The organism is Coleofasciculus sp. FACHB-542, from assembly GCF_014695825.1.
In the GTDB taxonomy this organism is placed as follows: Bacteria; Cyanobacteriota; Cyanobacteriia; order Cyanobacteriales; family FACHB-T130; genus FACHB-T130.
The window spans coordinates 24,969-45,956 of sequence record NZ_JACJPB010000055.1; the positions used below are offsets into that span (position 1 = coordinate 24,969).

Annotated in this window: 16 protein-coding genes and 1 riboswitch; of the genes, 12 read left to right on the forward strand and 4 right to left on the reverse strand. The window is 47.8% G+C overall.

Annotation, left to right across the window (positions count from 1 at the left end; translation table 11 throughout):
• The first annotated feature begins 91 nt into the window (after positions 1–91).
• The 4 genes from H6F52_RS22595 to cobA all read left to right on the forward strand — a co-directional run bounded on the left by H6F52_RS22595 (position 92) and on the right by cobA (position 4,401).
• Positions 92–1,507: a serine/threonine-protein kinase gene (locus H6F52_RS22595; protein WP_190536815.1), complete on the forward strand. Its 1,416-nt coding sequence runs from the start codon at positions 92–94 to the stop codon at positions 1,505–1,507.
• Positions 1,508–1,799: 292 nt separating this feature from the next.
• Positions 1,800–2,489, forward strand: coding sequence for a manganese catalase family protein (locus tag H6F52_RS22600; protein WP_190411815.1), 690 nt, complete (start codon positions 1,800–1,802; stop codon positions 2,487–2,489).
• A gap of 236 nt (positions 2,490–2,725) precedes the next feature.
• The gene (locus H6F52_RS22605) at positions 2,726–3,592 is read left to right on the forward strand and encodes a sirohydrochlorin chelatase (protein ID WP_190536873.1); all 867 of its coding nucleotides are present in this window, start codon (positions 2,726–2,728) and stop codon (positions 3,590–3,592) included.
• Positions 3,589–4,401 carry a uroporphyrinogen-III C-methyltransferase gene (gene cobA / locus H6F52_RS22610; RefSeq protein WP_190536816.1) on the forward strand — a complete coding sequence of 271 codons (813 nt, stop codon included), beginning with the start codon at positions 3,589–3,591 and terminating at the stop codon, positions 4,399–4,401. Before H6F52_RS22605 ends, cobA begins: the two co-directional genes overlap by 4 nt.
• Before the next feature lie 243 nt (positions 4,402–4,644).
• Here the strand turns inward: cobA and prmA are convergent, their stop codons facing one another.
• Positions 4,645–5,535: a 50S ribosomal protein L11 methyltransferase gene (gene prmA / locus H6F52_RS22615; protein WP_190536817.1), complete on the reverse strand. Its 891-nt coding sequence runs from the start codon at positions 5,533–5,535 to the stop codon at positions 4,645–4,647.
• Between the two features lie 245 nt (positions 5,536–5,780).
• Positions 5,781–7,361: a phosphoglycerate dehydrogenase gene (gene serA / locus H6F52_RS22620; RefSeq protein ID WP_190427602.1), complete on the reverse strand. Its 1,581-nt coding sequence runs from the start codon at positions 7,359–7,361 to the stop codon at positions 5,781–5,783.
• An 86-nt stretch (positions 7,362–7,447) separates the two neighbouring features.
• Here serA and H6F52_RS22625 point away from each other — a divergent pair, with 86 nt between their 5' ends.
• The 6 genes from H6F52_RS22625 to H6F52_RS22650 all read left to right on the forward strand — a co-directional run bounded on the left by H6F52_RS22625 (position 7,448) and on the right by H6F52_RS22650 (position 12,691).
• On the forward strand, positions 7,448–7,783 hold the full coding sequence (locus H6F52_RS22625; protein WP_190427599.1) for a hypothetical protein: 336 nt from the start codon (positions 7,448–7,450) through the stop codon (positions 7,781–7,783).
• Between the two features lie 74 nt (positions 7,784–7,857).
• Complete coding sequence (locus H6F52_RS22630) at positions 7,858–8,373, forward strand: hypothetical protein (RefSeq protein WP_190411820.1); 516 nt, start codon at positions 7,858–7,860, stop codon at positions 8,371–8,373.
• A gap of 124 nt (positions 8,374–8,497) precedes the next feature.
• Positions 8,498–9,511 carry an ion channel gene (locus H6F52_RS22635; RefSeq protein WP_190536818.1) on the forward strand — a complete coding sequence of 338 codons (1,014 nt, stop codon included), beginning with the start codon at positions 8,498–8,500 and terminating at the stop codon, positions 9,509–9,511.
• A gap of 143 nt (positions 9,512–9,654) precedes the next feature.
• Entirely contained in the window at positions 9,655–10,434 is a 780-nt protein-coding gene (locus tag H6F52_RS22640; protein WP_190536819.1) for a photosystem II S4 domain protein, read from the forward strand.
• Positions 10,435–10,751: 317 nt separating this feature from the next.
• Positions 10,752–12,332, forward strand: a complete 1,581-nt coding sequence (locus H6F52_RS22645; RefSeq protein ID WP_190536820.1) for a hypothetical protein — start codon at positions 10,752–10,754, stop codon at positions 12,330–12,332.
• Between the two features lie 173 nt (positions 12,333–12,505).
• Positions 12,506–12,691: a PCP reductase family protein gene (locus H6F52_RS22650; protein ID WP_190411824.1), complete on the forward strand. Its 186-nt coding sequence runs from the start codon at positions 12,506–12,508 to the stop codon at positions 12,689–12,691.
• A 134-nt stretch (positions 12,692–12,825) separates the two neighbouring features.
• Here the strand turns inward: H6F52_RS22650 and H6F52_RS22655 are convergent, their stop codons facing one another.
• Together H6F52_RS22655 and H6F52_RS22660 are read right to left on the reverse strand one after the other, a co-directional pair.
• Entirely contained in the window at positions 12,826–13,653 is an 828-nt protein-coding gene (locus tag H6F52_RS22655; protein WP_190536821.1) for an SWIM zinc finger family protein, read from the reverse strand.
• Between the two features lie 263 nt (positions 13,654–13,916).
• Positions 13,917–17,108 carry a DEAD/DEAH box helicase gene (locus H6F52_RS22660; RefSeq protein WP_190536822.1) on the reverse strand — a complete coding sequence of 1,064 codons (3,192 nt, stop codon included), beginning with the start codon at positions 17,106–17,108 and terminating at the stop codon, positions 13,917–13,919.
• 196 nt (positions 17,109–17,304) lie between these two features.
• Between H6F52_RS22660 and H6F52_RS25390 the strand changes: the two genes are divergently transcribed.
• Together H6F52_RS25390 and H6F52_RS22670 are read left to right on the forward strand one after the other, a co-directional pair.
• On the forward strand, positions 17,305–17,625 hold the full coding sequence (locus H6F52_RS25390) for a hypothetical protein (protein ID WP_199300686.1): 321 nt from the start codon (positions 17,305–17,307) through the stop codon (positions 17,623–17,625).
• 342 nt (positions 17,626–17,967) lie between these two features.
• Entirely contained in the window at positions 17,968–20,124 is a 2,157-nt protein-coding gene (locus H6F52_RS22670) for a polyribonucleotide nucleotidyltransferase (protein ID WP_190431719.1), read from the forward strand.
• 647 nt (positions 20,125–20,771) lie between these two features.
• A riboswitch (cyclic di-AMP (ydaO/yuaA leader) is annotated at positions 20,772–20,984 on the forward strand.
• The last annotated feature ends 4 nt before the right edge of the window (positions 20,985–20,988 follow it).

Genomic DNA, 20,988 nt, shown 5'->3' on the forward strand with positions numbered 1-20,988 from the left:
TCAGCTTTATAACAGATACACCCTATGGTCATCTCTCCAATTGAGGATATCTTGGAGATGAATATCAACAGGGAGTGCGATCGCGGCTGCCATGATCTATTGTGTTAGCGCTGGATGTCAAAGACCCCAAAATCCTTCTGACCAAAGATTTTGCCTGTGTTGTGGGCAAGCATTATTGCTGAAAGACCCCTATCGCCCAGTTAAACCAATCGGCAAAGGCGGCATGGGAAGAACTTTTTTGGCGGTGGATGAGCATATTCCCTCCAAAACCAAGTGTGTTATTAAGCAACTCTGCTTCCCACAGCAAGAGCCGACCAGTTTTAGAAAGGTCGTTTCCTTATTTCGTCAGGAAGCGATACACCTCAATGAACTAGGGAAACATCCGCAAATTCCCTCCCTCTTCGCCCACTTTGAACAGCAGCAGCAGCTGTATTTAGTGCAGGAGTTGATTTGCGGGCACACTCTAGCGGAGGAATTGCAGCAACGGGACATTTATAACGAAACGCAGATTTGGGAATTTTTGCAGGATTTGTTGCCAGTTTTGCAATATATCCACGAACATCGGGTGATTCACCGAGATATTAAGCCAGCGAATATTATCCGACGCACCCTCTCAACCTCCTCTTACCCAGGAGAAAGGGAAGGTCAGTTGATCTTGATTGATTTTGGAATTGCCAAGCTATTCACAGACACTGCTGTGTTCAACACCGGCACGATCGTTGGTAGCCCGGATTATATGGCACCCGAACAAACGCGAGGCAAAGCCCTGCCCTCCAGCGACCTCTACAGTTTGGGCGTCACTTGTATCTACTTGCTCACAGGCGTTTCGCCCCTGAATATGTATGACATTATGAATAACGGGTGGGCGTGGCGCAATTTTTTACCCAAGGAGAGAAAAGTTAGCGATCGCCTGGGTCAAATTTTGGATCGGCTGCTACAAAATAACATTAAAGATCGTTACCCAGACGCTGCCTCTGCCTTGCAAGCGGTACAGCAAAATTTAAACCCCAGACCTACATCTCCGGTTCCAACTCAATCTCAACGACCGGGTGGTAGTGCCTTGAATTCCGAGGTTGGAGTTGACTATACAAAATTGCGGGATTTACTCGCTAAAAAGAAATGGAAAGAAGCCGATCGGGAAACCTGGGCAGTGATGTGTCTAGTAGTCGGCAAGTCAAGCAATAACTATCTATTCAACAGCGATATTCAAAAGTTTCCTTGCGAGGATTTATGGACGATTGACCAGTTATGGGTAAAGTACAGCCAGGGGCGCTTTGGTTTCAGCGTGCAAAAGCAAATTTTTCTGGAGGTTGGGGGAGAATATAGCAATTTTTGCGATCGCGTTGGCTGGCCTACCCACAACCCGTATATTCCTGACTCTGGTTTGAAATTTAGCGACAAGGCACCCATTGGACATCTACCATCGCGGCGGTGGGCGGGTGGTTATGAATGGTGGCGTCACGCCAGCGCAATGGCTGGAAAACTAGAACAGTGCAGTATTGCTTAGCTTTTGCTGCCTTATCAGCGATTTTCATCCTCGGTTGAGCGATTGGAACGGTTTTAGCTAAAAAATTGCCTCAACTGAGATTTCAATCTTGTTTTTTGTGTCCTCCTCTGGTTATAGAAAAATCTATGAGCTAAGTCTACCCGATGAGGCAGGAATACCTTTGACAGCCGATCTAAAGTATGGGTATATACCTTGATTTGTGAAGGAAAAAGAATCGTTTTTTTTGAATTCCTTTACAAAAAATATTGGCAAGCGCTCAACGATCCGGCAAATAGAGGAAAGGAATCCATTCATGTTTTTCCATAAAAAAGAACCCATTCATACTGTTAATATCACAGAGCCTAATCCACGTTATGCCCAACTGCTACTAGAGCAGTTTGGGGGAGCAACGGGTGAATTGACAGCCGCCTTACAGTATTGGGTGCAGTCATTCCACTGCGAAAATCCTGGTATTCGGGATATGCTCCAAGATATTGCAATCGAAGAGTTCAGCCACCTAGAAATGGTTGGCAAACTGATTGAATCACATACCAAGAATGTCGATCAAACAGAAGCGTACCGGAGTACGCTCTTTGCTGTACGCGGTATGGGACCACACTTTTTAGATAGCCAAGGAAGCGCTTGGACAGCGAACTATATCAATGAAGGTGGGGATGTTGTGCGCGATCTGCGGGCAGATATTGCCGCTGAGGCTGGGGCACGTCAAACCTATGAGGAGCTGATCAAAATGGCTCCGGATCAAGGTACAAAAGACACCTTGGTACATTTGCTGACTCGCGAAATTTCTCATACGAAGATGTTCATGAATGCACTTTCTTCGTTGGGCAAATTAACAGATCCTTTCTTTGGCAATATCCAGCCGGATGAAACGGTCAATCTTTACTTCAACTTGTCTACGAATGGCAAAGATGAGCGCGGGCCTTGGAACTCGGAACCAGATTTTCAGTATGTCGCCGATCCATCTGCTGAAGTTAAACAGTAAATCGTCAGCAGTAGAACTCAATTAAAAAAGATAGAGTCACGGGGAGGTGTAGCCCAGTGGCTCTATTTTTATGAATAAGTTATTAATAATATTAGAAATCCTCTAAGCCTTAGCGGTGCCCAAATGGGTAAACCACCGGGAGAAATTGTCAATTGGAAACGATTGATACAGAAATTGTTGCTGGAAACGATATCAAATTGAATAAAGAAACTGCTCAAAAGCCTGTAGTTACACACTTGCCCAAGTCATCTGCCTATCTACTGGTCTCTCACGGAAGCCGCGACCCTCGCCCTCAAGCCGCTGTAGAACAGCTGGCAGCCCTGATCTACGAGAAGGCACAAAGGTCAGAGATAGCCTGGGTGCAGGCATCTCAACCCGTTCGCCGCTTAGGTGCATCGCCCATGCTAGAGACGCGAAATTTTACGTCTTTACAAGAACCACTGGTGGGTACAGCAGTGCTAGAATTGGCAACCCAGCCGTTGCACGAGCAAATTCGGCAATTTGGCGTTCGCGTAGCGTCTGCGAAGCAGAATCGCGTGGCGTCTATAAAGCAGAATCGCGCTGTTGCATCTGAGTACCATTCTGAGAACCCCTGCATTCAGGTGTTGCCGCTGTTTCTACTGCCGGGAGTTCACGTCATGGAGGATATCCCAGAGGAAGTTGCGATCGCTCAAGTAGCGTTTGGCTCTAAATTCAAACTTGACATTCGTCCTCACTTAGGCACTCACCTTGGCTTGAGTCGTCTGTTAGCCAGTCAATTCGCTTCGATAACAGCAGACGCTCGGATTCTCCTAGCTCACGGAAGCCGCCGTGCTGGGGGAAATCAATCAGTAGAAACCATTGCACGGACTTTGGACGCGGTGCCTGCTTACTGGTCGGTGCCACCCAGCCTAGAGGACAGGGTGAAAGCGTTGGTTGAGGCGGGGAAGGAAAAAATCGCCATCCTGCCTTATTTTCTATTTGCTGGGGGAATTACGGATGCGATCGCTCAAACAGTTGAGCGATTATCCCAGCAGTTTCCATCGGCAAAACTCCAGATGGCTGAACCAATCGGCGCTAGCGCAGAATTAGCGGATTTAATTTGGGATTTGAGAAGTCAATGAACCTCACACTGCCAGAGAACACACAGGTAAACAGGAGAACGTGTTTGGGTAAAGTATATCTAGTGGGTGCAGGGCCAGGAGATCCTGGTTTATTAACCCTCAAAGGAAAAGGGCTGTTGGAGTGTGCCGATGTCGTAGTTTACGACGCTCTGGTGAGTCCCCAAATTTTGGCAATGATTAATCCCCAAGCCGAAAAAATTGACGCTGGAAAGCGGATGGGGCGTCATTCCCTGTTGCAGGAAGAGACGACTCAACTGTTAATTGAAAAAGCCCAAACTGCGGCAATCGTGGTGCGCCTCAAAGGTGGCGATCCCTTTGTGTTTGGTCGGGGCGGCGAAGAGATGGAAGACTTAGTCAATGCGGGAGTGCCCGTGGAAGTAATACCGGGAGTGACATCTGGGATTGCTGCACCCGCTTATGCCGGAATTCCTTTAACTCACCGTGCTTATAGCTCCTCGGTAACATTTGTTACCGGACACGAATCCGCCGGAAAGTATCGACCCGCCGTGAACTGGCAAGCGATCGCCCACGGTTCTGAGACCATTGTCATCTACATGGGCGTTCACAACTTACCTTACATTACGGAACAACTTCAGACAGCAGGCTTAAGCCCAGAGACGCCAGTAGCGTTGGTGCGCTGGGGAACTCGACCGGAACAAGAAGAACTGATCGGCACCTTGGAGACGATTGTGGCGCAAGTCGAGGCGACTGGATTTACAGCACCCGCGATCGCCATTATTGGTGCTGTCGTCAATATGCACCAAATTCTGTCAGGATGTCGTCCACTCAGCTTGAAGATTGAGGGCTGAGGATTGAGGACTGAAGACTGAGGGCTGAGGACTGAGGACTGAGAACTGAGGGCTAAAATCTCAGTAAAAAGCTATAAAAAGCGATCGGTAGTTAATTGGTACGTCTGATTTAAGACCTTTCATACCTTACTCAGCCCGTGCTTCGCACTGCTTTGCTAACAGTCCTCAAACCTCAGTCCTCAGTCCTCAGCACTCAGTCCTCTCTCCTCCCTCAGTCCTCAGTCCTCAGCACTCAGTCCTAATTTATGAGCGTCGAATATTAAAGCAGCACCACTCTTGACGCCGCCAGAGGGTGGCAACAATCCAATCGTGTTGCTCTAAAGTATCGGCAATGGGTTTCGCTTGTTCCAGCAAAACGCCGCTAATAATTCCCCAAGTGCTGGGTTTAGCCATCTCTGTCATCTGCGGGATCAAGTCGATAATCACCTCCGCCAGAATATTGCAAAGAATGCCATCGACCGGCTCATGTAACAATTGCATTAAGCGGTCGATACTGCCTTGCTCCACAATCAACCGATCGGGGCTAATTTTGTTGAGTTCTCGGTTGCTGTGAGTGGCTCGCACCGCCATCGGATCAAGATCTGCGGCATAAACTCTTTCCGCACCTAACAGCATCGCGGCAATCGAGAGAATGCCAGATCCACAACCAATATCTGCCACAACGATATCGGGAGTGCCCAAACCCAATCGCATCTCCAACGCTTCCAGACACAGCTGAGTCGTTTGATGGGTGCCGGTGCCAAAAGCGGCTCCGGGATCGAGGCGCAGGGTAATCCGTTCCGTCTGCTCTGGAGGGGGCAACCAGGCAGGGTAGATTAATAAGCGATCGCCAACTTCTTGCGGTTGCCAGTATTGCTTCCAGCTACTTGCCCAATCTTCCTCATCAATTAAATGCCAATCCATCACCGGCATCGGCATTCCCACATTCAGCGCATCTTGACGCAGCCACAGAGACAGCGCCGCCAAATCTAATAACTGCGCTTGGAGTGCGGATAAATAACCACACACTAGGCGCGAGTGTCCTTTAACCTCAATGGATGTGCCGCGACAGCCAAATTTTTCCAGCCGCCAGAAAATTAAATCTTCTAAGGCTGGGTCGCAGAGAACTTGAATTTCCCACCAGGTGTTTGCCATACATCAGGGCTGAGGGCTGAGGACTAAGGACTGAGGTATGAGGACTGAGGACTGAGGACTGAGGGCTGAGGACTGTTAGCCCAGTGGTGCGAAGCACTGGCTGAGGACTGAGGAAGGTTAGAACGTAGAACTTAGCAATAGAGAGTCAAGAGAAACTAAAAAGAATTTACTCTTTGTGTATCTCTTTTCTTCATCCTCAGTCCTCATACCTCAGTCCTCAGTCCTACATCCTCCATCCTCAGCACTTATAAAGTTACCGTATAGGCATCTCTAATGCCGGGAATCTTGAGAATTTCCGCCAAAATTCCCTCTGGTAGGGGATCGTCCAGGCTTAACACCATTACTGCATCGCCGCGCACGATTTTACGACCCACCTGCATACTGGCAATATTGACATTAAAGCTGCCCAATAGCGAACCAATATTCCCGATAATTCCTGGCATATCGCGGTGCAGCGTAAACAGCATATTAGAAGTGGGGGGGACGTTGATGGGAAAATCATCAATGCTAGTGATCCGAATTTCGTTATCGCCCAATAAAGCACCAGTGACCGAGTGTTCTCCTAGGGAACCCTTTGCCGACAGTTGCAGCGAACCCGAATAATCTCGAATCGAGGCATCCCGCGTTTCAATCACGCGAATTCCCCGCTCCTTTGCCTCAATACTGGCATTCACGTAGTTCACTCGCTCTCTCAACGCTTGAGAGAGCAGCCCTTTCAGCGCTGCCACGATGAGAGGCTGACTTTGATTAGTTGCCAATTCTCCTTGCAAGCTGATATTCAACAACTCAATCCGTCCTCCAGCCAGTTGCCCAACTAGATGACCCAAAGTTTCCGCCAATAGGAGATAAGGTCTGAGTTTTTCCAATACGTCAGGCCGCAACCCAGGAATATTCACGGCTGAACGCGCTGGTAGGCCCAGCAGAACGTCCCGAATCTGCTCGGCAACATCGATGGCAACATTTACCTGCGCTTCTGCTGTAGAAGCTCCCAGGTGGGGAGTGAGGATAAGATTTTTCCCCAGCGATCGCAACTCCGACTCGCCAAGCGGTTCTGTCTCAAAAACGTCCAACGCCGCCCCAGCAATTTTGCCAGCTTTTAACGCCTCCGCCAAGGCTGCCTCATCAATAATGCCACCACGGGCACAATTGATAATCCGAGTCGTGGGTTTCATTTTAGCGATCGCCTCGGCGTTAATCAGATGAGTCGTTTCTGGAGTTTTGGGGATGTGCAGGGTAATGTAATCGGATTCCTGAAACAGCATATCCAGATCGACTAGACGACAACCCAGTTCATCTGCCCGTTCTACCGAGATGAAGGGATCGTAAGCTAGCAGTTTCATCCCCATCGCTTTCGCAACGCTGGCGACATGGGAACCAATTTTCCCTAAACCGACAACTCCCAGCGTTTTCTTGTAAACTTCTGCCCCGATAAAACTCTTGCGATCCCACTGACTGCCTTTCACCGACTGATTGGCTTCGGGGATATAACGGGAGAGCGATAGCATCATTGCCAAAGCGTGTTCTGCCGCTGCAATGGTGTTACCTTCGGGGGAATTGACGACGACAATTCCTTGTCGGGTGGCGGCTGGAACATCGACATTATCGACGCCAACTCCAGCACGACCAATAATTTTTAGCTGGGTGCCCGCTTCGATAATTTCTTTGGTGACATGGGTTCCAGAACGAATCATCAGAGCGTCATACTCTGGCATAATTCGCACCAGTTCTTCTGGAGAAAGACCTGTTTTAATGTCAACTTGGGCAACTTGGGAGAGGATATCTATTCCAACTTGGTCTATGGGATCGGAAACAAGAACCTTGGACATGATGGGCAGGTGAGTCTAAATAAAAATTCCATTACGACACGCACGCACGACCCCTAAAAGGTCAAAACCGCAAGTCGCGCGTTGCGTTGCATCCACTTCGCCAGGATAGCTCCCTTGCGTTACGCGATCGCGTGCCGGTAAAACCTTGGGAGCAAGCTTGCCTGATGGGAGCTGGCTTAGACATCGCGTCTAATCACTCTCCACCACGAACAATACAGGCAGAAGGTCATTTTAACTGTATCAGGTGTCTTTGTACGGCTGGTTGGCTGAAAGTTTTTAACTTTCATTCGCGTGGGCGAAGTGCTTCTTGCCGATGGCGGAAGGAAACAAAACACAGCCAAAGATATCAGCTACCCATCGCACAAATGCGATCGCTTTCGCATATACCGCTCCTAGCGACTTCTCGCGCAAGTGCATCCTAATTACGGTAGAAGATTTGCTGTCCCTTGCACTGCTAGGCTTTAACTAAGGCTATCTCAGCATTTTACGAATCACCATGAATTATCTCGTTGCCGTACTGGCAGACCGCATCCAGGCAGAAGCCGCCTATTCCGCTTTAGAGAAAGAAGGCTTACCGATGAATAAAGTCAGTATCCTAGGCAGAGGATACAAAAGCGCGGATGAATTTGGCTTAATTGACCCCAACGAGCAAGCTAAAAAGCAATCAAAGCTGATGGCTTATTGGCTCATCCCCTTTGGATTTTTCGCTGGAATAGCTTTCAATATCACCACGGGTTTAGACACCTTTGCCTGGGCGGGTCCAATCGGCAATTACCTGATTGCTGGACTTTTAGGTGCCGCCTCCGGTGCGATGGGTAGCGTGTTTGTGGGGGGAGGAGTAGGCTTGGCGCTGGGAAGTGGTGATGCCTTGCCTTACCGCAACCGCCTCAATGCCGGTAAGTATCTGATTGTCGTCAAAGCTTCCGAAACGATCATCCGCCAAGCGACTCGGATTCTCCGTCAGTTTGAACCCGAAAATATCCAAGGCTACGTTGACTCAGAGGGAGTCTAGAAAATAAGCACCTTCCAACCTTTCGAGCTGGCTGGGTCTTCCATCCACGGGCAGAGGAAGTAACAAACATAACATTGTTACTTTAACTACCAGCCTGAGCGCAAGTCACTGGAAGGGGGTTTAGATGCAAATATTGCCAACTTGTTTGGGAGTTGCGCTCGTCGGCTCGATCGTAGTTGATGTGCTTTGGACAACGATCGCCGTCGGCAGTGGTGGGGGGCCGATTACATCTAGATTGTCCAATTGCTTGTGGAAATTGCTTCTCCATCGACATCGCTCCTCTCCCTCTCATCAGATGCTTTCCGTTGCAGGCTACAGCACCATTGGCATTTCTACGCTGCTGTGGATTTTGGCTACATGGGCAGGATGGGTCTTAATTTTTAGCGCCAGCGATCGCTCTTTGGTTTCTGCGGATACAAAGCAGCCTGCTGACATCTGGGAGAAAATTTACTTTACAGGTTATACGTTAGTTACCCTCGGTCTCGGAGACTACCAACCCCAAGGAAAAATTTGGCAACTGGCGACAGCCGCAGCAGCAGCGAATGGGTTTTTCCTGATTACTCTGTCGATTACCTATCTGCTTTCTGTGGTGTCAGCCGGGACTCAGAAGCGACAGTTGGCAACCTACATTTCCTGTCTTGGCTATACTCCTACCGAAATCGTAACTAAAGCTTGGAATGGCAAAGATTTTGGGATGCTGTCTCAGCACTTAGTAGCGATCGCGCCCATGCTAGCCTTATACGGGCAAAGTCATTTTGCTTATCCCGTACTTCATTACTTTCATAGCACCGGGCGGGAGACAGCGGCGGAAGTTAACATGGCTGTCTTGGACGAGGCGCTGACCTTGCTCGAATTTGGAATTAAGCCGGAATATCGACCCGATGCGGTGGCGCTGTACCCGGTGCGGCAAACCCTGTCAGTCTTTCTAGAAACCCTGACTTCTGCTTACATTAAGCCAGCCTCAGACGTGCCACCCCTGGCAGTTCTCGATGAGTTACGTGCGAATGGAATTCCCACTGTTAGCGATGAAGCCTTTGCATTAGAAGTCAGCAACTTGACGAGACGACGACGTTTGCTTCTCGCCTTAGTGAGAAACGACGGGTGGTCGTGGAAGGAGGTCGGGAATCGGTTTGGGTAAAGGGGAATGATTCAGTTTAACCAAGCGCGAGGAGCCGCTAAAAGCAGCATCCGCGAAAGCGATCGCACTCATCGCATTGTCCGTCAGGTTCCGCTCCCAACGATAGAATCAAGAAAGTTTCACCTCAATCTAGCGTCTGCTGTATGTTGCCAAGGGAAGAACTCCTCAAAGGAGTCGAAAATCGAGAGACTGTCGCTCGTGTTATCGATCTAGCGGATCAAGCGATTAAGACGTGGGAAGTAGTCTTTACGGATTTTCTGTCTCCCCCAGAACTAGCTGAAATCCAGCAAGCGTTTAATCGATTAACAGAAGTCCAACTGGTTGCTTGGGGAGGTTATCCACAAGCTGAACGACAGCGGATAGCGATCGCGCGTGCAGAATTGCCCCTCGATTCGTCCCAAGTCTCTATTGCTGCTATCGATATTTCCGGGAATTTTTTGTTTGACCAAGCCACCCACCGAGACTTCCTCGGCGCGATGTTGGGGTGTGGGATCGTGCGAGAAAAGACTGGCGATGTAATTGTGCTGGGAGAGCAAGGAGCGCAGGCGATTGTTGTTCCAGAAATGGTGGAGTTTTTGGGAATGCATCTCAATCAGGTGCGTTCTGTCCCGGTAAAAACTCGGCAAATTGAGTTAAGCGAGTTAAAAATTCGGGAACCGAAAAAGAAAGAATTGACGACGGTTGAGGCTTCTTTGAGGTTGGATGCGATCGCTTCCGCTGGCTTTGGGATGTCTCGCAGCAAAATGGTTGATTTTATTGACGGTGGTGATGTGCGATTGAATTGGAAAGAAGTCACCCAACCAAGTCATCTTCTGAAGTCTGGAGACTTAATTGCGATTCGCGGCAAAGGACGGTTAGAGGTTGGGGAAATTGCTGTCACCAAAAAGGAACGCTACCGCGTGCAGCTAACAAGATTCATGTAAAACTTTCAATTTTGAATCTTTAACTCCAAGAATTATATTTGCGATAGGCAAGATATTAGTTGAACGAAGAGTATTCTTGGTGAAATGCTACCGGTTCAGATGCCCGACTTCTTAGAGAAGTCGGGCATTTCACTTTCAAAAATTATTTAGAGTCGCTATAGATAAAGTGGGAGAGGCTTTGGAAGATGAACACCATCTACAAGCTGAGTAGATGTTATTGCCATCTGAGCAAGTATTCTGGGGAGCCACTGCAACCTGATTTGTGGGATTTTCCAGTCAGATACGGGAACACTAACAGGAGTTGCTGTGTATAGAGTATGTCCCGTCTCAACAATCGCGCCTTTCAAATCCTTCGTGCGGAAGTAAAGAACTGTTCCGCTAACGATCCTTTAAGTCAGACTGAGCAAGAGATTGTCCTAAGACGATTAGAAAGACTTCGGTTGCAAAAAGGCTCGCCAGCGTCTTTGGATGAAATGCGCGAGGCAGTTATAGACATGTTTCCACAGTTTAGCCAGAAGGCACTCAAGGAAGCTGCCAGAGCTAACCGTCCGCCCGGTGTTTTTAGCAAAATCAAATGGACGGCTATACTCCTGACTGGTTCGGCTGGGGCGCTTTGGGTAGTGAATTTGCCTTATCCAATGATTCGGTGGCCTATTGCCAAAACAGCACCAATTTTGCTGCTGCCGAGCTATATGAGTATGGATCATCACTACCGTCAGGCGATCGCTCAAGTCGAGCAAGCTGACCAATTGGTTAATAAAGCTACCTCACCAGCAGATTTTGAGTTAGGTGCCGAGAAAGTCAAACAAGCACAAAAACATCTTGATGCCCTGCCAGTATGGTTTTTGGGCTATTGGCCTCAGTATACATTTTGGTTCGGTTGGCAGTTTACTCTCGATGAGTTTAAATCGGCGCGTGCAACTGTTGGGCGAATGGAAGCCCAATTGTTTCAAGAAAACCAAGCTCAGACGCTACTAACTCAAGGTGAAGAATCGCTGAATACAGCTAAACAGCAGTATCAACAAGCGCAGACTACAACAGATAGAGAGAAAGCGATCGCATCTTGGCAGACATTTCTCGACCAGATGGATCAACTTCCACAGGAAACCCTCGCAGGAAAAGCCGCACAAACTAAACTCCAAGCCTACAAGCGTGACTTTGAAAAGGTAGCTAGTACTGCTGACCGGAATGCTCGTACCGGCACCTTAATCGCAGCTGCCCAGGAATTTGCTCTCTCAGCGGAGAAAGCTGCCCAACAACCACCGCAAACCGCCGCAGAGTGGGAACAAGTTCAAAACTTGTGGGAAGAAGCAATTGACCGACTCAAAGAAGTACCATTACAAGATCCTGGCTATTTGGAGGCACAAAAGTTACTGGCATCCTATCAAACCAATCTAGGAATGGTGCAAACCAAACAGCAATCTGTCGGTAGTGCGGTTGATAGTGCTCGTAGCGGCACGTTAATTGAGGGAGCAAAGCAATTTGCCTTCGCCGCTGCCAAAGCTGGGCAGAATGCACCTCATACAGCAGAACAGTGGCAACAAGTTGACAACCTGTGGGAAAAAGCAATTAACCAACTGCAAACTATTCGAGTGGAAGATTCTGGCTATTTAGAAGCCCAAAAGTTACTGGCATCGTACCAAACTAACTTAGGAATTGTGCAAACTCGACTGAAAGCCGAACGCGATTCAAGAGAAGCCCTCACAGAAGCTAAACAGGAAATCCAAAGATTGATTGCTTCGATTCCCAGTGATTCCTCACAGGTAAATCGCAACCAGATAGTTAGCCAGATGCAGGGGATTATCAATCAACTGCAAACTGTCAAACCTGGGACAACTGCCTATAAAGAATCTCAACAATTGCTACAATCGGCACACAAGAAGCTGAAGCAACTCTAACTCAAAGGATAAGCCCCGTTTTCCTCCAAACGAAGATGGATCGGGATCAAGAAATCGCTCTCGTGCGAGGAGCGACTAAGAGGGATATAAACGAGAGCGATCGCAACTTGATAAAATGCGATTAAGTTTACCAGTTAAAAGTCAAACGGCTGATAGCTAAGGGCTGATGTGCCATGCGCGATTCTGATTTTACAGATGTTTTACAGTGGACGCCGGAAGCAAAGGCAAAGCTGAAAAATATTCCTTTTTTTGTCCGTTCCCAAGCGCGTCAGCGAATTGAGCAAATCGCTCGTGCAGGGGGTTTGGAAGTTGTTACGGGTGAGTTAGTGGAGCAGGCGCGGCTAGAATTTGGGCAGTGAGCGATCGCGCTACCATACTTCTTGGAGCATACAAACCTCATCCTCATGGGTCATTTCCGAACTAGAAAATGGGAAATTTATAGCTCTTTCTGGGGTAAGGGAGAAGTTAACTAAGAAGTATGCGATCGTAGTCTTCAACTCTCTTCTAAATTCATCGCCGCTAGAAAAGCTTGCTGACTGACTGTTTGATAAACAGTGTCTAAATATTGCATCACCGGCTGACTAGAACCGGATGCGAGGGTAATCGATCCGAGTACATTTAATACAGTGTCACCAGTCGGTGCAATTACGACCAGTGAAGAATCTAGCGGTTCGTCGTATTGCCAGAATTGCTCAATTTTTAGCGGGGTTGTTGGTAGGGATGAAGTACCCTCGTTCGATGGCTGGGATGTCTCCTCTGTGGAAATTTCAGTCTCAGAAGTTGCAGCGGTACCGCGTCTTAGCTTGCGTAGGGTATCGAGGATTTGTTCTTTGGGGCGTCCCCGCAACTGGAAGATGACGAAAGGATCTTCACTGAACCGATCGCCTAACTGATAATAAACTGCACCAATGTGTTTGCAGGGAATTTCTTTATCCGGGCAACTGCACCGTGCATGGATATCAGACAAAGTAAAGGGAAATATACTCAAACCATTGGCGGTAAACACTTCTTGAATGTTAGGCGGCATTTCTCCCGCCAATAATTGGGCAGAAAAAATCGCCCGTTGAGACATCGTTTCAATCACGTAATCCCACTGTTCATCCGTAAAAGGGTCTAGGGATAGGGAAACTTGATAGGGTTCTGGTGCCGTCCCTTGCACTTTTGCTAACACCTTTGGTCCTTTAAACTCAATGCCGAGAACATTTCCCTGCATTGCATAATTTCGTGCCCTTTCCAATCGCTTTTTGAAACGAGATTTTTCTAATAAATCAATCCATTCTTGTACCCACCATTCGCGGCTTTGAATTTCGTAATTGTTCATTTTTCCGTTCTTTTAATTCCCTAATATTTCTTAGTAAACCAATAGTGTCAGCAGTTATGTTAATCCTTCTTACCCCTTTCTCTTGGAAGAGATCATAAGTTGCGAGAGCTTTTATCAAGCAAAGTCTCTCTGCGCGGACTGTAGAAACCCGTTAGCACAAACGGCAAGAAGATTAGTAAAATTTTGCGTCTTTACAAAGAGATTTCAAACCTGCGTAGGCAGGTTTCGTCTGTGTAGCCGCGATTTCTAATCGCCCAACCCTATTATTCATCATCAATTACAGCAGTCCGATCCAGCAGTAGTAAATTGCGGAGTTGGTCAGTATTCAGTTCCGTAATCCACTGTTCACCGGCACCCACAACTTGCTCTGCCAATGCTTTCTTACTTTCAATCATTTCATTAATTCTTTCTTCAAGGGTGCCCGTACAAGTAAATTTATGTACCTGTACATTCCGAGTTTGTCCAATCCGAAATACCCGATCCGTTGCCTGATTTTCAACTGCTGGGTTCCACCAACGGTCGAAATGGAACACATGATTTGCCCGTGTTAAATTGAGACCCGTTCCCCCCGCTTTTAAAGAAAGAATAAAGATTCTGGGACCTTCTGGGTCGTTCTGGAATCGGTTAATCATTTCCTCCCGTTGTTGTTTGCGGGTGCCTCCATACAAAAACAGACTTTCCCCACCAAGATGTTTCTCTAAGTAAGGTTGGAGAAGTTTTCCCCACTCGGCAAATTGAGTAAAAATCAAAGCGCGATCGCCTTCTAATAAAGCCTCCTCCAACATCTCTTCTAAACGCTGAAGTTTGCCAGAGCGACGCTGTCTAACCAGTTCTTTTTCCTTTAAAAATTGGGCGGGATGGTTGCAGATTTGCTTTAACTTTATCAACAAAGCTAAAATGATTCCCTTCCGTTGCACACCTTCGCTGGCTTCAATTTCAACTAGCGATTCTTCCACCAATTTTTGATAGAGTGCAGCTTGTTCGGCAGAGAGTCCGCAGAATACAGTCATTTCCTGCTTTTCAGGCAAATCTTGAATGATATTGCGATCGCTTTTCAGGCGTCGCAGGATAAAAGGACTCACCAGCGATCGCAATGTCTGCAACGAAGCCATATCTCCATATTTTTCAATCGGCAAGGCAAACCGGCGTTGAAAGAAATCTCGCGTTCCCAAATACCCCGGATTCAGGAAATCTAAAATTGACCACAATTCTGCCAAGCGATTTTCCACTGGAGTTCCGGTTAACGCAATCCGAAAACCTGCTTGTAACTGACGCACTGCTTGCGATTGCTTCGCCTGGGGATTCTTAATATTTTGAGCTTCATCCAGCACCACACCCCGCCAAGAAACACTTTGAAGGTCTTTGGCATCCCGAAACGCCAGTGAATAACTGGTAATGACCAAGTCTTTGCCCTTAACGGCTTTTGCCAGCGCTTTCCCTTTCGGTCGTTTATCCCCGTGATGGACGACAACTTTCAGCGTGGGGCCAAATTTCTTAACTTCTCGTTCCCAGTTCCCCAAAACTGAAGTCGGGCAAACTAATAGCGTCGGTGCTTCTAATTTCTCTCCTTCTTGTAAATTCAGCAGAAAGGCGATGCATTGAATTGTTTTTCCCAATCCCATATCGTCTGCGAGGCAAGCTCCCAAACCCCAGCGTTCGAGGAAGGAGAGCCAGCCAACGCCCCGCGCTTGATAAGGTCGCAACTGCCCCTGGAAATTGGCAGGAGGCGCGATCGCTTCCACCGCCTGATTATTGGTTAAAGTTGTTAGCAACTGCTGAAGCGGGCCTGCTGCCTCAAAGCTAACCACCGGAAGTTTTTCGATTACTTTGGTATCGCCGGTACTCAGCCGCAGAGCATCTTCTAAGGAGAGAGCCATTTGGTCTTTGGGGGTTGCCAGCAGCAACTGAGCGGCTTTCACATCGGAAGGTTGCAGGGCTATCCACTCCCCATTTACTTGCACCAGGGGACTTTGCAGGGCGATTAGACGGTCAAATTCTTGTTTAGAAATCGTGCGATCGCCAATTGCTAATTCCCACTCGAAAGACAGCCAGCTTTGCAATCCCGACTGACCTTTGCCCGGTGTGGTGCTAGAGCGAATTTTTAGCCCCAAATGCCTATTTTCTCCCTCCGCAGGCATCAGACTGGACGGCATCACGACTCCCAATCCACTGTCTTTCAGTCGCCATGCACCCGCCTTGATAAATTCGTACACCTGTACGGGTGTCAAGCGACAAAACTGCGGGCGACGGTCATGCAAGCTGGCTTCAATCGGAGGATAAAGTCGCGCACCCAGACCTAAGCCACTCAGAAAAGTCTCCTGATGATGCTCAATCGTGCGACCTTTGAAGACCAAACGCTCTAAGGGATGGTTCCAGATAGTTTCTGCATTCACCAAAAATTCTGGGTCGCCCGTTGCCTGGAGAAAGTATTCTAAACTCCAATTCTCATCACCTGTATCAGGTGGTTGGAGAAGGAAACAGGTGCGAAATCGGTTTTGTTGGTATTGGCGGGTTCTCAATTCCCCGCTAGCGAACACCGGGGCGAGTAAATGATCTCGTACTGGCGATGTCCAAGTCTGAAAGGCTGCTTCCAAGCGTCCAATTGCCGCCGGTTCTGTTTTGAGGGTATTGGATGCGGTAGAAAGGGCTTGCAACCACTCCTGCACTATCGGTTCTACTGCGGGTAAGGCAGAATTCCCAGCACTCGAACGCACTTGTGCGTCGATCGCACTGCCTAAGAATCCTAAGAGTAATTCCTTGGGTTCTTCTGGTTCTAGTTGTTCTTTAGGTTTTTCTTTACCACTAACCTCCGAGTGTTGATAAGTGCGGCAGGCAGAGGGCATGAGCTGGGTAAACTTTTCCAAACGCGCTTGATCTAACCCACTATCAAGTAGAGGTTGCCAAGCGGCGACGACAGTACCATCCAACTGCCGATGTAGGGTTGGTAAAAACTTAGATCGCACCAGAAGATCCAAGATCCATCGGCTAACCTGTGCCCAAAAGCGTAAATCTCCCCCTACATAAGCATCAGATGTTTTAAAAGAACCAAGGGGCAGCGCTTGCAAAAATTGTATTGCTTCGAGAGGATCGAGACACAGCCCTTCAACTTGCCAGAGGTGTAAGGATAAGGTTGAAGCATCCGCACCGTCTGAAAGCATTTTGGTGGATAGCAGTGGGCAAACTGGATCTCCTGCCTCTATTTGGGTGGGCAAAGCGATCGCTTTCTTGTGCCATTTCTCGTTAGCCTGACTTCTCGCATGGCTGCGCGATTCTCCAAGGAGACTACGCGATCGCAAAAAAGCGATTAATTCTACCTGCGTCATCGCCATCGGATGGGATGCCACTGTATCGGGTTGAGAAGACATCGCAGGCGTCATGGGTCGCCAAATTTCTCCCCAAACAAATAGATAACCCCCCTGAGGTTGAACGAGCCAACTACCGTGTAAAATTGCCATATTTAAAAGCTTTTTTTGTGAGAATTAACTCAATTTATTAACGTTTATTAGAGCAGAAATTAGCCATTAGATAATTCGATGCTTTTTTCCTTAGCTAAATTAAAGGCATCACTTCTTACAAGTTTTACTTAAAAATTAAAATTTATTTACTTTTTTAACGACCTTGCCAAATGGGATTAAAGCCGAACTCGACCAGATGTTTCCTTATGAGCAAGATGCAGTCATAAAATTACTGAATCTGATTATTATTGAGGGTCAAACTTATCGCAAAAGTAAACCTCTATCCAAAGTAGAATTTGCTGCCTATTGGATGATCCACGATGCTTTTGTTGCCACCGACAACCACACTAAATCCACCAACGCCAATGAAAATCTTGGGAGCTTTACTATCTCAAGCCCAACTTTCCCGGACGGTGCAGCCACATTTGCAATGCTGGATTTATTGTACAACCTGCTTGAGCGGGGTCAAGGCATGAGTAGGTTGATGGAGAGCAATGCTAGAAATAGCTGCCGTTAACGTTAAGGGTTACACGGCGATGATGTTCAATTTTGTCTTGGCAATTAACACGCCTTCTATCCGATTGTGACAATCTTTAATATTTGAGAGAATCGGGCGGATTCTGAGCGCTGAACATTTATTTGATGGACTATCTCAGGGACGAGTAGGAGACGTCCTAAAGATGTACCGCTCTTTGCGCTAATTTATCAGCCGTCAGTTGTTATCGTCGATCCTCTGCGCCCTTACTCCTCTGTCCGTCCTCGTCTCCGGAATGCCGTCATCTACACTAAAGGCACCACCAGTACCTAAGTGCTACGATTGCGAAAGATAAAGAAAAATGATAGAAGGACAAAGTACCGCATGGTAGAGCTAGACAAGTCAATATCCTTTGATGGACGGGATATTCGACTGAAGGTGGGTTTGCTTGCCCCTCAAGCTGGGGGTTCAGTTTTAATTCAGTCAGGAGACACCGCAGTTTTAGTCACGGCGACTCGCTCCGGAGGCCGAGAAGGCATTGATTTCCTGCCGTTAATGGTAGATTACGAAGAAAGGCTTTATGCAGCCGGTCGGATTCCCGGTGGTTTCTTGCGACGAGAAGGGCGTCCCCCCGAAAAAGTAACGCTCACGGGTCGTTTGATTGACCGTCCCCTGCGTCCATTATTTCCTTCCTGGCTGAGAGATGACATTCAGGTAGTAGCAACCACGCTGTCGATGGATGAGCAGGTACCGCCGGATGTTCTGGCGGTAACAGGTGCTTCAATTGCGGTGCTTTTAGCACAGATTCCCTTCCAAGGACCGATGGCAGCGGTGCGGGTTGGTTTGGTGGGGGATGATTTTATTATCAATCCTACCTACGCCGAGATTGAGGCGGGGGATTTGGATCTGGTGGTGGCAGGCTCTCCAGATGGCGTGATTATGGTCGAAGCTGGAGCGAATCAGCTGCCAGAACAGGATGTCATTGAGGCGATTGATTTCGGCTATGAGGCGGTGCGCGACTTGATTGAGGCGCAGCGAGAACTCATGGCAGCACTGGGGATTGAATTGGTTCAAGAAATCCAGCCGGAAGTCGATTCGACCCTAGAGAATTTTATTCGCGATCGCGCGACTGCCCAAATCAAAGAAGTCCTCTCCAAATTTGAACTGGACAAAAATAGCCGCGATGCTCTTTTAGATCAGATCAAAGAGACACAAATCCTGGCAGCGATCGCAGAATTAGCCGAAGACGACCCCATCCGAGTGGCTTCTGCGGCTAACTCTAAAGCAGTGAGTAACGTCTTTAAAGACATTACCAAGAAGCTGATGCGCCGTCAGATTGTCGAAGACAGCGTCCGGGTAGATGGTCGCAAGCTTGATGAAGTACGCCCTGTCTCTTGTCGCGTGGGTCTGTTGCCCAATCGGGTTCATGGTAGCGGTTTGTTTAACCGAGGACTGACCCAGGTGTTATCTGTTTGTACTCTCGGCACCCCAGGCGATGCCCAGGATCTTGCAGATGACCTGCATCCAGAAGATGAAAAGCGCTATTTACATCACTATAATTTTCCGCCCTTTTCTGTTGGGGAAACCAAGCCGATGCGGGCACCCGGTCGTCGGGAAATTGGTCACGGGGCACTAGCCGCACGGGCAATAGTGCCAGTGTTACCGCCGAAGGAAGACTTCCCCTACGTGATTCGGGTGGTGTCTGAAGTTCTTTCTTCTAATGGTTCCACATCGATGGGTTCGGTGTGTGGTTCCACCCTGGCTTTGATGGATGCTGGCGTGCCCATTGCGAAGCCGGTGAGTGGCGCAGCAATGGGACTGATTAAAGAAGGCGAGGAAGTTCGCATTCTGACTGATATTCAGGGCATTGAAGATTTCTTAGGTGACATGGACTTTAAGGTGGCAGGTACCGATACTGGTATCACTGCCTTGCAAATGGACATGAAGATCAGCGGACTGCCTCTGGATATCATTGCCAAAGCCGTCGAGCAAGCAAAGGGCGCTAGGCTGCACATTTTAGAGAAAATGCTGGCAACCATTGACCAACCTCGCACCGAGATGTCACCTTATGCACCTCGCTTGCTGACGCTCAAGATTGAGCCAGAACTTATTGGCATGGTCATCGGGCCTGGAGGCAAGATGATTAAGAGCATCACTGAAGAAACGGGTGCCAAAATCGACATTGAGGATGATGGCACGATCACGATTTCAGCAGTAGATGGCGAGAAGGCGAAGAAAGCCCGCAACATCATCCAAGGGATGACGCGGAGGCTGAATGAGGGTGATGTATACGCTGGTCGCGTAACCCGGATTATTCCAATTGGGGCGTTTGTGGAAGTGCTTCCCGGAAAAGAAGGGATGATCCACATTTCTCAACTTGCTGATTACCGAGTCGGTCGCGTCGAAGATGAAGTGGCTGTCGGGGATGAAGTCATTGTCAAGGTACGGGAAATTGATAGCAAAGGTCGGATTAATCTGACGCGCTTGGGGATTCACCCAGATGAAGCGGCAGCTGCTCGTGAAGCGGCAGCAAGTCGTTAAAAAAAAGCACTTAGCGATTAGCGATTAGCGGTTAGCAATTAGGAATTGAAATTGCTAACCGCTAATCGCTGAACCGAGCTTTTTTTCTCAACAACTACCATTCCATTCGGTTATTAAATCTAATCTAATTATCCCGTAGCTATAGCAATCCTATTTGAGTTGCAAGCTAGGAGTTCAGATTCCTGACTTCTTCGACAAGTCGAATATCTCGCGTTTGAAAATGATTTAGCACCGAGCTATAAAAACTATAATTAGATGAATCATAGCAACAGTAAAGAGTTGTTTCTAGTAGTCTTTAACTCTTAGTTATGAGTTGGTTGATATTGAACGAATGACTGAAGGTTAAAGATGTAGAAAGCTTTTATTAATAACGAGTTGCATTTCTTGTCGTGTAGGTTAATGCCGTGCGCGAACGTTCGCTAACAAAAGTTAGCTGATGGTTTTTTTTACTTAGCCCAATGTACTCTATCTACCCCATCCGCCCACATCAAATGCTTGACGTCGCAAGTCTGACCCTTGGAGGGTAAGTATAGGTATCATCCTCGTATATTAAAAAACATCTATCTTAAGGTAGGTTGACGATTTTTAAATTGTAGTGTTAAGGTTGCAGTCAGTCTACATAAGTCAGCCTAATCCAGTATCTCACTTTAAAAAACGTACCTTATCTAATTAAGGTGAAGCTGGAGCGGAGGAACCAAATCTTGGGGCTTATCGATGAGAGATTAAAAATAAAAAATTAAACAATTACAAAGATAGGATGACTATTTTAATGTTTAATTTTGCATTCTTAATTCCTCAGAAAGGGACATCTCTCAGTCCTCGCCCGTCAGCTAACTCCGTCGGCATTGAGAGGAGACTGAAGAG

Coding starts and splice junctions, on each gene's coding strand:
- prmA (WP_190536817.1), bottom strand. CDS start 5,535: ATGGCAAACACCTGGTGGGAAATTCAAGTTCTCTGCGACCCAGCCTTA.
- serA (WP_190427602.1), bottom strand. CDS start 7,361: ATGTCCAAGGTTCTTGTTTCCGATCCCATAGACCAAGTTGGAATAGAT.
- H6F52_RS22670 (WP_190431719.1), top strand. CDS start 17,968: ATGGTAGAGCTAGACAAGTCAATATCCTTTGATGGACGGGATATTCGA.
- H6F52_RS22655 (WP_190536821.1), bottom strand. CDS start 13,653: ATGAACAATTACGAAATTCAAAGCCGCGAATGGTGGGTACAAGAATGG.
- H6F52_RS22640 (WP_190536819.1), top strand. CDS start 9,655: ATGTTGCCAAGGGAAGAACTCCTCAAAGGAGTCGAAAATCGAGAGACT.
- H6F52_RS22635 (WP_190536818.1), top strand. CDS start 8,498: ATGCAAATATTGCCAACTTGTTTGGGAGTTGCGCTCGTCGGCTCGATC.
- H6F52_RS22660 (WP_190536822.1), bottom strand. CDS start 17,108: ATGGCAATTTTACACGGTAGTTGGCTCGTTCAACCTCAGGGGGGTTAT.
- H6F52_RS22630 (WP_190411820.1), top strand. CDS start 7,858: ATGAATTATCTCGTTGCCGTACTGGCAGACCGCATCCAGGCAGAAGCC.
- H6F52_RS22595 (WP_190536815.1), top strand. CDS start 92: ATGATCTATTGTGTTAGCGCTGGATGTCAAAGACCCCAAAATCCTTCT.
- H6F52_RS25390 (WP_199300686.1), top strand. CDS start 17,305: ATGTTTCCTTATGAGCAAGATGCAGTCATAAAATTACTGAATCTGATT.
- cobA (WP_190536816.1), top strand. CDS start 3,589: ATGAACCTCACACTGCCAGAGAACACACAGGTAAACAGGAGAACGTGT.
- H6F52_RS22645 (WP_190536820.1), top strand. CDS start 10,752: ATGTCCCGTCTCAACAATCGCGCCTTTCAAATCCTTCGTGCGGAAGTA.
- H6F52_RS22650 (WP_190411824.1), top strand. CDS start 12,506: ATGCGCGATTCTGATTTTACAGATGTTTTACAGTGGACGCCGGAAGCA.
- H6F52_RS22600 (WP_190411815.1), top strand. CDS start 1,800: ATGTTTTTCCATAAAAAAGAACCCATTCATACTGTTAATATCACAGAG.